A 13,678-nucleotide genomic window follows, 5' to 3' on the forward strand; every position below is an offset into this window, starting at 1 on the left:
TTAGTAGCCTCGGAACTGTTCTACTGCTTCTGTATATCGAATCGGCAGAACGTATTCTAGGTTTTCGTGGGGGCGAGCGATAATGTGGGTAGAGACGACTTCTCCGCCGTTCACGCGCTTGACGGATTCCACTCCTGCGGCGACTGAGGCTTGGACTTCCGACACGTTGCCGCGCACAATTACTGTGACGCGGGCGCTGCCGATTTTTTCATAGCCCACGAGGGTAACGCGGGCAGCTTTGACCATAGCATCGGCAGCTTCCACAACAGCGGGAAAACCTTTTGTCTCAATCATTCCCACGGCAATTGACATTTTTGAATCTCCTTTGAGGATGAGCGAAATTACCGTTACAAATCTTTGAGAAATCTAAAAATTTGGACGGGGAGGCCCACATTTTTTAGTAATGCAGTGTAAAGCTTCCTATCCTATAAGAATAGGGGAAGCTGTCCACCTTGACAATATAAACTAACATCATAATGTTTAATAACAAAAATTAAAATTTTTTATGTTACTTAAAATATTTTAATATTTATTTAATAATCTTAATATAGAGAGGGGTGGATGCCGACGGCGAGGAGGATTAAAGTAAGTAATAATACTCATATAAAGTAGAGTTCGGTATGTGAAGCCGGAGCGGAGCACTGCCGGGAAACTTGGGGATTCCCAAAGGGGGATCGCGGGGAAATCGGCAAAAAAGCAGTCTTGGCCGATCTGCAGGCATTTTTTTCTTTGAGTGCCTCGTCTGCTCAGCTACTAATTTTGTCTTGAGAGAATTATCAGTTTTGATGCTTTAATGTATAGTTAATCTGGAGTGCAAATTATTTTGCCACAACTATACGATCGGGTTTAGTCAAAGTTTTAGGGTCTCGCGCGATCGCCTGCGACTGTTTTTGTATAAAGGCAGCCAGTAATTTGAAGTTTAAGGGATAAATTAAATGACTCAATTTCTCCTCCAAGCCTGTTGGTGGGTACCTTTATATGGCTTGATAGGCGCAATTTTAACTTTGCCGTGGTCTACGGGAACAGTTCGCAGAACAGGGCCCAGACCGGCCGCTTACTTCAATTTGTTGATGACTGTGTTGGCTTTCATACACGGGTCAGTTATTTTTACAGCGACTTGGGATCAACCGCCCCAACAGTTGCTCGTACACTGGGTGCAAGCAGCCGATTTAGATTTGTCTTTTGCAATAGAAATCTCCACAGTCAGCGTCGGAGCAATGGAGTTAGTTAGTGTTCTGAGTTTGCTAGCACAAATTTACGCTCTAGGCTACATGGAAAAAGACTGGGCGCTAGCTCGATTTTTTGGGCTGATGGGTTTTTTTGAAGCAGCAATTAGCGGCATTGCCATTAGCGACTCGCTGCTTCTAACTTACGCTTTGTTGGAAGTGCTGACGCTTTCAACTTACTTGTTAGTCGGGTTTTGGTACGCTCAACCGCTGGTAGTAACAGCCGCTAGAGATGCGTTTTTAACCAAGCGTGTAGGAGACGTGCCACTGCTGATGGGAGTAGTGACGCTTTCAACTTTAGCGGGAAGTTTGAATTTTTCCGATTTGGAAACATGGGCTGAAACTGCAACTTTGTCTCCTGTAGTGGCGACTCTTTTAGGTTTGGCTTTAATCTCCGCACCTACGGCAAAGTGCGCTCAATTTCCGTTCCATTTGTGGCTCGACGAGGCGATGGAAGGGCCCAACCCGGCTTCGATTATGAGGAATACCGTAGTTGTGGGCGCTGGGGCTTATGTTTTGATTAAACTTCAGCCTGTTTTAGCGCTTTCCCCGGTCGCAGATGCGGTACTCGTGGTTTTGGGTGCGGTGACGGCTGTTGGCGCTTCCTTGGTAGCGATCGCCCAAATCGACATCAAAAGAGCACTATCGCATTCTACCAGCGCTTCTATGGGTTTGGTGTTTATCGCCGTGGGGCTAAATCAAGTTGACATTGCTTTGCTGTTGCTGTTCGCCCACTCGATAGCCAAAGGCCTATTATTCATGAGCGTAGGGTCAATTATTACCACAACTAACACTCAAGATTTAACAGAAATGGGTGGGTTGTGGTCGAAGATGCCTGCGACGACTACGGCTTATTTAGTAGGCGCTGCGGGGATGGTAGCGCTGTTGCCTCTGGGCAACTTTTGGGCGATGCGGCGCTGGCTCAACGGTTTTTGGACGGTGCCTTTGTGGTTGGTAATTGTGCTGCTTTTAGTTAACGGTTTGACAGCGCTAAATTTAACTCGCATATTCGGTTTAGTGTTTGTGGGAAAACCGCAGCCGAAAACTCGCAGAGCTCCGGAAGTCGGTTGGCAGATGGCTTTGCCGATGGTAATTTTGACGGTGATGGGGCTGTTGGTGCCTTGGATGTTGCAGGAGTGGCAACTATTAATTAGTTGGACTGGGCCTTGGGCGGAAACGGGAGATTTTGATGCTTTAAATTTGCTTTTGAAGACGCTGGATACGCCGCTGTTGTTGTTATCTGGGTTGATTGGCGTTGCGGTTGGGGTGGCGATTTATTGGTACGGCGTTTTACCTCGACCGGTACGACTGCCGGTGCCGGCGTTGCAGGATTTGTTTGCTTACGATTTTTATATCGATCGAGTTTACCGCTTGACTGTCGTTTGGGCTGTGGCTTTTATTTCTAAAATCAGCGCTTGGACTGATAAGTATGTGGTGGACGGGGCGGTGAATTTGTTCGGTTTTGCCACAATTTTCAGCGGTGAAGGGTTGAAGTACAGCGGCACCGGTCAGTTGCAGTTTTATGTGTTGACTATTGCGGGGGGGGTTGCTGTGTTGCTGGCGTTGATTATTTGGCAGTTTTAAACCGCAGAGGTTGGCAGATGAATTTATTCTGGATTTGTCTGCTTTGGATCTAGTTTTATTTAATTTTAAACCGCAGATGAGGGCAGATGAACGCAGATGATTTTAGTCTGGGTTTGTCTGCTTTTTTATCTCATTTTACTCAAAATCGATCGGCCACAATTCTGTCACCGCAACTTCCCAACCGGGCAAAAGTTCGGGAATTGAAATCATGTCGCCGTCTCTCAATACCACTGGCTCTGCAGTCGGAATGTAAATTGTTACTGTACGTTTGTCTGGGTCGATTAATATTCCTACTTTTGCTCCGAGTTCGAGAAATGATAAAATTTTTTCTCGCAGGGGTTTGAGGCGATCGGACTGAGATTTGATTTCTACAACTAAGTCGGGAACAAGTTCGGCAAAATACCTTTTACTTTGCTTGAGGCGATCGGCTACCACAAACGAAACGTCCGGTGCTGTAAGATTTGAATTGGGGAGAATAAACCCGCCGCTGGACTCAAACACTCGTCCGAGTTTGCGGGGTTTGACCCAGTTACGCAAAAGACTGCCAAACTCAAGTCCAATTTCGCTCGATACAATGTCTGATGGGCCCATAACGATAATCTTCCCGTCTACCAGTTCTAATTGGTAGTCTAGATGTGCTTCGCAGAGTATACCTTGCAGTTTTTCCAAGTCGGCAACTGTGAGGCGGGTGGAAGGAGAACCGGATTTAATTTGCAAATCTTCTCGATCTGTAAGACTTGAGGTCATAGGAGGATTCCAGAGACATTTGAATCTATGTTAACAAGAAAATCAGCCGATCGCTTTTATATGTAGTTGCTTTGCGTTAATGTTAAATATAGCTCTAAATACTGTGTAACAAAGGAAAGTTTTAATTGATGCTCAGTGCTTTAATCTGGATACCAATGTTGGCTGCTGCCCTGATTGGGCTCTGGCCCGCTTCAGTGAGTTCTAAAATAGTTCGGAATGTCGCGATCGCCATTGCGGGTATAACTTTTATTCTTTCGGTAATTTTGGCAGTTCAGTTTGATGCCAGTACCAGTCAGTTGCAGTTTTCGGAATTTATTCCTTGGATAGATGTTTTGGGATTGAATTACAATCTCGGTGTTGATGGTTTGTCTCTGCCTTTGGTAATTTTAAATACTCTGCTGACAGGGGTAGCTATTTACGCTACGGATGAGTCGATCCGCAGACCTCGACTTTATTATTCTTTGATTCTGTTAATTACCGGCGGCGTAACAGGGGCTTTTTTATGTCAAAATTTGCTGCTGTTTTTCCTGTTTTTTGAGGTAGAATTGATTCCGCTTTACCTGTTAATTGCGATTTGGGGAGGCGAGCGCCGGGGTTATGCTGCTACTAAGTTTTTAATCTATACTGCATTTTCGGGAATTGTGCTGCTGGCTGCTTTCTTGGGCACTGGGTGGCTTAGCGGTGCTTCTAGTTTCGATATGGTGGGTGCAGCGGGCGCATCGCATTTGCAAGGAGGATTGCCATTGCCTTTGGTAAGGCAAATTGTTTTGCTGGCAGGGGTGTTGCTGGCTTTTGGAATTAAGATGCCTTTGGTGCCTTTTCATACTTGGCTGCCGGATGCTCACGTAGAAGCTTCGACGCCGGTTTCGGTGCTGCTGGCGGGGGTGCTTTTGAAGCTGGGAACTTATGGGATGCTGCGCTTTGGTTTGGGTTTGTTTCCAGATGCCTGGGCGGTGGCGTCGCCGACTTTGGCGAGTTGGGCGGTGGTGAGTGTGCTTTACGGGGCGAGTTGCGCGATCGCCCAAAAAGATATGAAAAAAATTGTAGCTTACAGTTCGATCGCTCACATGGGCTACATTTTGTTAGCTAGCGCCGCAGCTACTCCGATTAGTATGTTGGGAACTGTTTTGCAAATGGTTAGCCACGGTTTAATTTCGGGGCTGCTATTTTTGAGTGTCGGCGTTGTTTACAAAAAATCCGGCACCCGCAACATCGATGTGCTCAAAGGTTTATTCAATCCAGATCGCGGTTTGCCGATGATTGGCAGTTTAATGATCCTCGGCGTGATGGCAAGTGCCGGCATTCCGGGTTTGGCTGGATTTATTGCTGAATTTTTGATATTTCGGGGCAGTTTGCCAGTATTTCCGGTGCAAACTTTTCTCTGCATGATCGGCACTGGTTTAACTTCAGTTTACTTTTTAATTATGGTCAACCGCGCCTTTTTCGGCCGCCTTTCGGATTTGGTGGTAAATTTGCCGCAAGTCCGCTGGCGCGATCGCATCCCTTCGCTGATTTTAGCAATAATTATCGCAATCATGGGAGTGCAGCCGGGAGTTTTAGTTGCTTTGAGCGAAAAAACTGCGATCGCAATGGCAGCTAATGTGCCACCGCAAGTTAAAGTGATTGCTCATAACTTAGACTGATAGGATGTCAGGTCGCTCGACCGCAATCCAATTCGTTTGTAGTGAGGAATGCCAGTCATCCTACAAGTGTGAGGACGGCCATACTCACTACAAACAAACGCAGCCTGCATAAACCGTAAAAACTCCGGTTTCTTCGAGAGAGAGTGCTTCTTGGAAGGGAGCTATTTTTATATCACAAAAAAGTAAAGGTTTGTGTTGTTATGTAGCAAACATTACCAAAAATGATATAATAGCAGAGTTATAAACAGTAAAAAAATAGTTTTAAATTCAGGCTAACTCGCGATGAAAAGTACCGTATTAAAACCCTCGGCCCATCCCCTATCCGCATACATTGACCTCTTGGAATCAGGCAAAGCTTTACTGCCAGAATCTACGGAAAATGTGGTTGAAGTTGTCGGCGTGCTGAAAAGTTATGGTATTGTTTTAGATGCCTATTCTCGCAATCTCAATTATATTGCCGAAGAACAGTTTTTAGTGCTTTTCCCGTTTTTTAAATATTTCAATGGGGAAGTCACTGTAGCGAAGTTAATGCGCTATTTGTGGCACGACAGGATTAATTTTGAGTATGCTGAGTATTGCATGAAAACAATGCTTTGGCACGGCGGCGGGGGTTTGGACAGTTATTTGGATTCCCCGGAATTTAGCAGTTTGGCCGAAAAGGCGATCGCGGCTAAGCTGAAAGGCAATTTTTTCATGCAGGGACTAAACAAAGCATTTCCTGATTTTTTGCCGGAACAAGTGAGGATGCTGGCTTACTACACCGGTCTCGGTCAGTTTTGGCGGGTAATGAGCGATTTGTTTATGGACTTATCTGATTCCTACGATCGAGGGGAAACTAAGTCTATTTCTGATGTAGTTGATTTTGTCAAAGCCGGTTTAGTCGCCGCAGCCAGCCTACCGATTACCTACAGCGTCAAGATTGGCTCTCAAGTCTACGATATCCTGCCAGCGACGGCTAATTTGACATTTTTACCAGATGTAGCCGTGCCTTATGTAGAGGCTGTTTTCTTTCGGGGCACGGCGTTTTTTGGCACAGTTTCATACAATGCTCAAGCTCATCAAATTCCGGGAGAACAAAAAGAATTTGCCTACGGGGCTTTGTTTGCTGACCCTTTACCTATTGGAGGTGCAGGGATTCCGCCAACTCAATTGATGCAAGATATGCGGCATTATTTGCCGGAGTATTTGCAGGAAGTTTATCGCACTAGCTGTCGCGGTGAAGACGATGTGCGGGTGCAAATTTGTCAGAGTTTTCAAAAGTCGATGTTTTGCGTGACGACGGCGACTATTTTGGGTTTAGCACCTCATCCAATGAATACCTCCGATCCAGAGGAAAAAAAGGCTAATCGAGCTTATTTGGAAGGTTGGATGGATCGATTTGGGAATTCTCGCTTGGATTGGGCAAATCAGCCAACTAACCGGGCCTGTCAGTTGTTCCCAGAACGGTAGAAGGGCGACTGGTTTTTAGGGCGCCATGTCTCTCGAAGTTGCAACAATATTACCTGCTTGGGCAATTGCTTTCTTTTGGAGCGCGAAAGCTCATCCTGGCGATCGAAATGATATCACGTCCCGTCAAATAGCCGTTATAAGGGAAGTAGTGAAAACTTCAGTCCTCAAACTTTTATGAGGACTGAAGTCCTGACTACCAAACAATTTTACGGTAGTCATTTTAGCGGACATAATAGGACCTGATAAACTGTTTGTTTTCGGGTCATTGTGATTGCTTTTATAAGAGGTATATCCGCTAACGCTTAGACTGGTAATGACAGGATAAAGCACTTCTTATTTCCGAACTATCTAGATTCGGACTAGAAGACTCAGGCCGTGAGAGTCCGTGCCACAAGTTCCCAGCAAACCATAAGTTTCGGCTAAATCTTTGACTAAAGCAGTTTGTTTGGGACTCGGTTTCCAAGGATTTGGATTACCGTAAGCATAGTAAATTTCTACACCGTCAATTCCGAAACTGGCTGCTTCTGGGATTAGTTGATCTGCGGTCGATCGATACCTGCAAGGATGTGCGAGAACTGCTAAACCTCCTGCTTCATGAATAGCTTCAATTACCCTGACTGCTGAATAACAATAAGTGCCTTCAGTGCTTTTACCTCGTAGGTATGGTTGGAGACTGGGATGTTGCGGATCGAAGGCGTAACCGAGAATGTGTACCTCATTGTTGAGCAAGTCGGCATTAATTTCAGCGCCTGTCCAGAGACTAGGTGCTTCGCTATTTTTGTCGGGATGGTTTAATTTCCAATTATCCAGCCAAATTTGAGCTTTAACGTAGCCTTGGGTGCTGTGGTGGTCGGTAATAGCTAAGCCTTTGAGACCTCCGGCTATGGCTTGTTCCATCAATTTCTCTGGCTGTAATCGCCCGTCGGAGTAGACTGTGTGCATATGAAAGTTATAGGAACCCGGACAGCTATCGGCATCAATTGTCTGAAAGACTTGTTTGAGTGCTGAGATATTCTGAGCTTCTGGTTTGAGACTAGAAGCGGGGGAGGTAGCGAAATTGACAGCCATAAGCGTTATTATAGAAAAAACTAGCTTTGTTTAATATATCTAATAAATTGATATGTTGCACCTCTGGCAAGAGTCGGCTCTAGGATTGGAACACCTAGCGGATTGTTGCGTTCGGCACAAGATATCAATTCACTCGCACATCTTGCACAATTCTTTATCCAGAATTTTATCGTCTGGTGGGGGCGGGTTTATGAGATTATTGATTTTAGGCAATTATATTGGGTAAAACTCGTCTCGGACGGTTTGTTGACAAGACCACAAGATATCAATTACTCCCACATATTGCATCATTCTTAATAATAGGCAAGATGCCGGTTCTACAAAGAGTAAATTTTCTTGTGGGGTGGGCACCCTGCCCGCCCTTGAAAGGTTTATTGACAAGGCCACAAGATATCAATTCAATCGCACTTTAAACCTGCAGCGGCGGCTGTGGGAAATTCGATCGGCACAAAGGTAACGCCATATATTGCTGTAGAACAGGGTACAATATGCGCTACTCGTTTGGGAGGATTTTTCCGATTTCCAGTCTTTGAGTCAAACTCAATTATACCCGTGGCTCCCTCGGCTTTAAAGTTTGGATCGGCTAAGGTTTTTTGCATTCCTTCGCGAGTGGGTTGCGCCTGCATTTCTAGGGCTTTAATCAGCGTCCGGGCGGCGTCGTAGGTTAAAGCCGATCGAGTATTCACCGGGCCTCCCCACAATTTTTCCGCGTTTACAGGAAATTTTTTGTCAAAGCTTGCTAGCGGATGCCAAAACAGAGATATTCCCAATTTTTCAACAGACTTTAGCTCTTTTGCTACTTCTAGCGTTCTCGGCTCGTACAGCGTCCAGGGCCCGACAATCCAATTGCGATCGCCGTTAGCTTTTATCATTTCGATCGCATTTTCTACGGACTTAGTTACTTGACCGTCTGGAAAGAGTGCTATGGCTTTTATTCCGGCTTTCTCAACTTCTTCGATCGCTGCTTCTGCGTTGAAATCATTTTTGGATAAGTTCTCATAATTTCTGAGTCTATAAGTTTTACCTCCTTTGGCTTCAAATTGCTCGGTAAATTCTTCCCACAAAGAATAGCTGAACGGACTGTCGGGATTGTAAAAAACTGCTACTTTTTTTCGCCCTACGCTCAGCAATTGATTTACTAAGCCTTCAGCTTCTACGCTAGTTGTCGGAGCCGTCCGAAAGAAAAATTTTCGGGGTTTTCGGGTCAGTTCTTCTGTGGTGCTTCCCGGAGAAAGGGCGACTAATTTATGGCGATTGTAAATATCTACTGTTTCCACAGTCATGTCGCTGGTATAATGTCCGATGAGTGCTAGAATATCGGGCCGCTGGACTAGGTAATTTGCTCTTTGAACTGCGTAGGATTTAATGTTTCCGTCATCAGCAATGATGACTTTAAGACCTTTTCCGTTAATAGCTTTTGGTTGGAGAAATCCTTGACCGGGAAAATCTCGCTTGCTCTCATTGGAGATGAGACTTAAATTAACTTCGGTTTGAGCTTGAGCAATGCCGCGCAGCAGTTCTTCGGCTAAGTTGGCGTTGGCGATGCTACCGTCTTGATTTCTGCGGATAGGAACAACAATGGCGATGGTATAATACTCTGCACCGCTCGCTTCCAGCAGGGCATTGTTTATGTAAATTAAAGTTTCCGGATCTCTGCGATCTTCCCTCCATGACTGTTTGAGCAATTTAAAAGCTTCGGGATAATTTGAGTCGGCAAATTCGCCAATTCCTCTTTGTTTTGACCAAAGGGCGGAGGTTTGTACCAGAAGTTTTTCGCCAGAACTTACACCATCTGCGGAGGGTGCAGGCTGTGTTGGTGGCGGTGAAATTGGGGAGGGTTCAGCCTGCGTTGGTTGCGTTGAAGTTATCGGGATTAGCGGGGGAATTCTGGGGTTTAAAAGTACGATCGACACTGCTGTAGCAATTCCCGCACAAGCTAACAACAGTCGGCGAAGCCCAGTGTTGTCGCCTTTGGGAGATTCGGGCTGTTCGAGCGAGTCTAAAGCGCTCAAAATCTGAGCGACAGATTGGTAGCGGTGTGTAAAATGCAAGCGCACCATCCCAGTTAAAATATCTCTGAAACCGTCGCTAACTTGTACCGCTGGTCGATTGGGCGTCGAGTAATCCCAGACAATTTCCCCAGTTTCGGGGTCTTGCGGCAGATTGGTAGGACTTTGCCCGGTGAGAGCTTGAATGGCGATTATTCCTAGCGCGTAAATGTCGTTATAAGGTCGCGGAGCCAACCGCGTATTGTATTGTTCGGCAGGCATATAACCGCGGGTGCCGATCGCCTGCGATGTCAATATTTCACCTATACTGTTAGAGGTCAAAGTGCTGATTTCTCTGACAGCTCCAAAATCAATAAGAACAAGTTGACGATCTCTTTTGCGCCGAATTAAGTTAGAAGGTGTAATATCGCGGTGAATAATTTCTTCTTGGTGAACAAAATTTAAAATTTCTAGAAGTTCCCGTAACAAGGCGATCGCCTGTGCTTCCGTCCACCGATCGCACGGAGCGAGTTCTTGACTGAGCGGATCTCCTTTAATGTATTCTTGAACTAAGTAAAAATTGTTGTTGTTTTCAAAGCGATCGAACAATTCGGGAATCTGCGAGTGTGTCCCGAGTATTTCTAAAGCTCTAGCTTCCCTTTCAAAGCGCCCGCGTGCCCTTTCCAAGACGCGCGGATCGTTCGCTATCGGAAAAGAAATTTCCTTAACGACGCACAGAGGATTTCTGGTTTCTCCTAGTTTTGCAGCCTTGTAGGTTCTCGCAAATCCTCCTTCTCCCAACTGTTCTATAATTCTGTAGTTTCCGTGCATTCCGTGCAATATCTGCCCTCGTGGTAGACACATAAATTTTCCCAAATTTATTGACAAATTGTGGTTTTTAATGTCGCTCATAACAAGCCTGAATTAAATGAGGGATGTCTAGCAATCGGTAATTAGTAATTGATAATTAGTAATTGGCAATCGCTCGGCGAGTACCTAACTGACTTGAAAACTGCTCTACAAGCTTTTTCGCTGCGAGATGCAGGCTGATATTATATCAAAAACGGGCAATCGATCGAACTCGCTTTAACAAGTTAGCCCGGGGTGTCAGCCAGCGAAATTTCATTCGGGCGATCGAATATTGCAAGTCGGCCGGGGCGGGTTTACAGGATCTCGGATTTGTACTGAATATCGGGCGCGAACCCTTTCAAGGTCGTACTCGAATATGCTGTACTTGTTATTCGAGTACGACCTTGAACCCTACAGAAATTACGGTCAATATGACACACTCTACAGCAAACTGATGACTAATGACTGATGACTGCTGACTAATTAACTTTCCCCTAACTTGCTGAGTACAAAAGCAACCAGAAACCCGCCGACAGTAATTAATCCGGCAAAATCGTGAGTTTCCTCTAAGGCTTCGGGAATCATGGTATCTGAAATCATTGCTAAAATACCGCCGGCTGCTACAGCGGTAGTTGCAGCGATTACTTCCCCAGAAAAGTGGCTAAAAAGCGTATATCCTAACAATGCTGCGATACCGGAAATAACTGCGATCGCGCCCCAAACTCCAAAAACGTAACCGATCGATCTCCCTGCTTTTTTCATGCCGGCGGCGCTAGAGAGCCCTTCGGGAATATTGGAAAGAAAAATTGCCGCTACTGTCACCCAACTCACAGCGCCTCCAGAAATCATGCTGACGCCAACGACGATCGACTCCGGTATCCCGTCTAACAGCGCGCCGAGGGCGATGGCTAATCCGCCATCGCCTGACTCTGTTTTAGCTGGGTGCAAAGTGCCCGATCGCTTGCGGTGTTTGGCTCCCTGTTGATTCAAAAACCAATTGGCGGCTGTGTAGACAGCAGCGCCCCCCAAAAAGCCGATCGCCGTCGAGTCGAAACCGCCGAGCTTGTAAGCTTCATCCATCAGTTCAAAGGATAGCGCTGAAATCAGCACACCAGCGCCAAAAGCCATAATTGTCGCGATCGCGCGCTGGGGAATGCTCACAAAGTAGCCCACCGCCGCTCCCAGTAGCAGCGCCGAACCCCCCACTAAACCCCAAAAGCCTGCCTGCAACCACAGTGGAAACATCAGCCCTACCTCAGAGGAAAATTTTTTATGCGCGTCTAAAAATTATATATAGGACTTACGGATGGGGGCCTGAAACCGGGTTGTTTACCAAAAAATTGGGTCTAAAGCCCCGTCCTTCTAGGACGGCTTTAATTCTCTTTCTTGTTGTAAAGATTGATGGAGTAAACGCATAAACGAGAAAAGTATTTGCAGGTGTGGTAAACTAATCGCATGATAGTCTTAGAGTTTAAATTAAAAGGCAAAGCAGAGCAATATCAGGTCATCGACGAGATGATCAGAACAGCTCAATTTGTCCGAAATAAAACTCTTAGATATTGGATGGACAATCAAGGAATTAAGCTTGTTGACCTATACAAACAATGTGCCGTCATGGCAAAAGAGTTTGAATGGGCAGGCAAGCTTAATTCAATGGCACGTCAAGCTTCGGCAGAACGTGCCATTTTTGCTATCCAACGTTTTGTCGCTAATTGCAAAGCTAAGCAACCAGGAAAAAAGGGCTACCCACAGTTTAAAAAACATACTAGATCCGTCGAATACAAAACTTCGGGTTGGGCGCTTTCTGCCGACAAAAGGTGTTTGACTCTTAAAGACGGTTTCGCAGCGGGAAAGTTTAAACTAATCGGTAGTAGGGATCGGCATTTTTATGCACCCAATGAGATAAAAAGAATCAGAATTATGCGTCGTACTGACGGATACTACGCCCAATTCTGTATCAACGTGGAGCGAAAAGAGGAGCTTGTTCTCACTGGGAAAGCTATCGGAATAGACGTAGGACTCAACCATTTCTACACCGATAGCGATGGTCAAACAGTTGCCAACCCTTGGTATCTCCGAAAAAGCGAAAAAGCTTTAAAAAGATTGCAGAGACGAGTTTCTAGAAAAAAGAAAGGCTCTGGTAATCGGAAGAAAGCGATCAATAAGTTAGGAAGAAAGCACCTGAAGGTCACAAGGCAGCGTAAAGACTTCGCCATTAAGACGGCGTTGTGCGTGGTAAAATCTAACGATTTTGTAGCCTACGAAGAACTTCAGGTTAAGAATATGGTCAAGAATCATAAGCTTGCTAAATCAATTAGTGATGCAGCGTGGTCACAGTTTGCTCAATGGCTGGAATATTTTCGGAAGGTGTACGGAAAAACGGTAATTGCTGTCAATCCTCAGTACACTTCTCAACAGTGTTCAAATTGTGGCAACTTGGTTAAAAAAAAGCTGTCAACTCGCACTCATATTTGTAATTGTGGTACAACGTTAGATCGCGATCACAATGCGGGAATTAACATTGTGAGGAAAGGATTGAAGCAGGCAGGAATTTCTTTAAATACGGCGGGGCACGCCGAAATAAACGCTTGGGGACAGAACAATCTCTACTCTTTGGTGGTGACGCCAACGAGCAAGTTGACTGAGTGATCCAAGAATCCTCGTGCCTTCAGGTCGAGGAGTGTCAACTAATTCACTAAGTACATTGCTCATAGTTAGAGTTGCTAGTGTTCCCATCAACATTAACTTTTTTACCCCAGGATGCGATTGACTCGAAACCAGCGATAGCCGTAGGCTTCTAACGGAATAGAGGGCTAATTTTTTTAACTAGCATTATTCAATCGATAATAACGATCTTTGCTCCTTATCGCCGTCTCCGCTGACGGATATCCTGGTTCAATAATTAGATAAGTGAACCCACCAATCGTTGCTGCAATTATGTGAGAAATAACCCGGTTTTTGACTTCGTTTGTGCCGTGTTGGATGTCTAGATAAATTAAGAATGAACGGGCAGCAAGGGATGCGAATAATAAAACCGCTCAGAAATTTGACTAAAGCTAAGACTGTTAATAGCGTCGCATTTTGTAGCAGTGCTAATAAAAATTATGCCGGTAATTTTAAGCGG

Annotated in this window: 9 protein-coding genes; 4 read left to right on the forward strand and 5 right to left on the reverse strand. The window is 45.4% G+C overall.

Annotated elements, in window-relative coordinates; genetic code table 11:
* The gene (locus tag QUA71_RS02645; RefSeq protein WP_006635059.1) at positions 1 to 312 is read right to left on the reverse strand and encodes a carbon dioxide-concentrating mechanism protein CcmK; all 312 of its coding nucleotides are present in this window, start codon (positions 310 to 312) and stop codon (positions 1 to 3) included.
* 623 nt (positions 313 to 935) lie between these two features.
* Here QUA71_RS02645 and QUA71_RS02650 point away from each other — a divergent pair.
* Complete coding sequence (locus QUA71_RS02650; protein WP_333215292.1) at positions 936 to 2,810, forward strand: NAD(P)H-quinone oxidoreductase subunit F; 1,875 nt, start codon at positions 936 to 938, stop codon at positions 2,808 to 2,810.
* A 135-nt stretch (positions 2,811 to 2,945) separates the two neighbouring features.
* Here QUA71_RS02650 and QUA71_RS02655 read toward each other — a convergent pair whose 3' ends face one another.
* Positions 2,946 to 3,557, reverse strand: a complete 612-nt coding sequence (locus tag QUA71_RS02655) for a Uma2 family endonuclease (RefSeq protein WP_333281834.1) — start codon at positions 3,555 to 3,557, stop codon at positions 2,946 to 2,948.
* Between the two features lie 128 nt (positions 3,558 to 3,685).
* Between QUA71_RS02655 and QUA71_RS02660 the strand changes: the two genes are divergently transcribed.
* On the forward strand, positions 3,686 to 5,200 hold the full coding sequence (locus QUA71_RS02660) for an NADH-quinone oxidoreductase subunit M (protein ID WP_333281837.1): 1,515 nt from the start codon (positions 3,686 to 3,688) through the stop codon (positions 5,198 to 5,200).
* Between the two features lie 282 nt (positions 5,201 to 5,482).
* Positions 5,483 to 6,649, forward strand: a complete 1,167-nt coding sequence (locus QUA71_RS02665) for a CO2 hydration protein (RefSeq protein ID WP_333281841.1) — start codon at positions 5,483 to 5,485, stop codon at positions 6,647 to 6,649.
* Between the two features lie 348 nt (positions 6,650 to 6,997).
* Here QUA71_RS02665 and QUA71_RS02670 read toward each other — a convergent pair whose 3' ends face one another.
* The 3 genes from QUA71_RS02670 to QUA71_RS02680 all read right to left on the reverse strand — a co-directional run bounded on the left by QUA71_RS02670 (position 6,998) and on the right by QUA71_RS02680 (position 11,799).
* Complete coding sequence (locus QUA71_RS02670) at positions 6,998 to 7,717, reverse strand: PHP domain-containing protein (protein WP_333281844.1); 720 nt, start codon at positions 7,715 to 7,717, stop codon at positions 6,998 to 7,000.
* Between the two features lie 398 nt (positions 7,718 to 8,115).
* Positions 8,116 to 10,569 carry a bifunctional serine/threonine-protein kinase/ABC transporter substrate-binding protein gene (locus QUA71_RS02675; RefSeq protein ID WP_333281847.1) on the reverse strand — a complete coding sequence of 818 codons (2,454 nt, stop codon included), beginning with the start codon at positions 10,567 to 10,569 and terminating at the stop codon, positions 8,116 to 8,118.
* A 468-nt stretch (positions 10,570 to 11,037) separates the two neighbouring features.
* Positions 11,038 to 11,799: a ZIP family zinc transporter gene (locus QUA71_RS02680; protein WP_333281850.1), complete on the reverse strand. Its 762-nt coding sequence runs from the start codon at positions 11,797 to 11,799 to the stop codon at positions 11,038 to 11,040.
* 210 nt (positions 11,800 to 12,009) lie between these two features.
* On the opposite strand from QUA71_RS02680, the gene QUA71_RS02685 reads away from it, so the two are divergent.
* On the forward strand, positions 12,010 to 13,203 hold the full coding sequence (locus QUA71_RS02685; protein ID WP_333281853.1) for a transposase: 1,194 nt from the start codon (positions 12,010 to 12,012) through the stop codon (positions 13,201 to 13,203).
* The last annotated feature ends 475 nt before the right edge of the window (positions 13,204 to 13,678 follow it).

The sequence above is a fragment of the Microcoleus sp. MON1_C5 genome, from assembly GCF_036701875.1.
Classification (GTDB): domain Bacteria; phylum Cyanobacteriota; class Cyanobacteriia; order Cyanobacteriales; family Microcoleaceae; genus Microcoleus.

What these genes read in the sequence shown, in the direction of transcription:
- QUA71_RS02645 (WP_006635059.1), bottom strand. Translation starts at nt 312, where the DNA reads ATGTCAATTGCCGTGGGAATGATTGAGACAAAAGGTTTTCCCGCTGTT.
- QUA71_RS02650 (WP_333215292.1), top strand. Translation starts at nt 936, where the DNA reads ATGACTCAATTTCTCCTCCAAGCCTGTTGGTGGGTACCTTTATATGGC.
- QUA71_RS02655 (WP_333281834.1), bottom strand. Translation starts at nt 3,557, where the DNA reads ATGACCTCAAGTCTTACAGATCGAGAAGATTTGCAAATTAAATCCGGT.
- QUA71_RS02660 (WP_333281837.1), top strand. Translation starts at nt 3,686, where the DNA reads ATGCTCAGTGCTTTAATCTGGATACCAATGTTGGCTGCTGCCCTGATT.
- QUA71_RS02665 (WP_333281841.1), top strand. Translation starts at nt 5,483, where the DNA reads ATGAAAAGTACCGTATTAAAACCCTCGGCCCATCCCCTATCCGCATAC.
- QUA71_RS02670 (WP_333281844.1), bottom strand. Translation starts at nt 7,717, where the DNA reads ATGGCTGTCAATTTCGCTACCTCCCCCGCTTCTAGTCTCAAACCAGAA.
- QUA71_RS02675 (WP_333281847.1), bottom strand. Translation starts at nt 10,569, where the DNA reads ATGTGTCTACCACGAGGGCAGATATTGCACGGAATGCACGGAAACTAC.
- QUA71_RS02680 (WP_333281850.1), bottom strand. Translation starts at nt 11,799, where the DNA reads ATGTTTCCACTGTGGTTGCAGGCAGGCTTTTGGGGTTTAGTGGGGGGT.
- QUA71_RS02685 (WP_333281853.1), top strand. Translation starts at nt 12,010, where the DNA reads ATGATAGTCTTAGAGTTTAAATTAAAAGGCAAAGCAGAGCAATATCAG.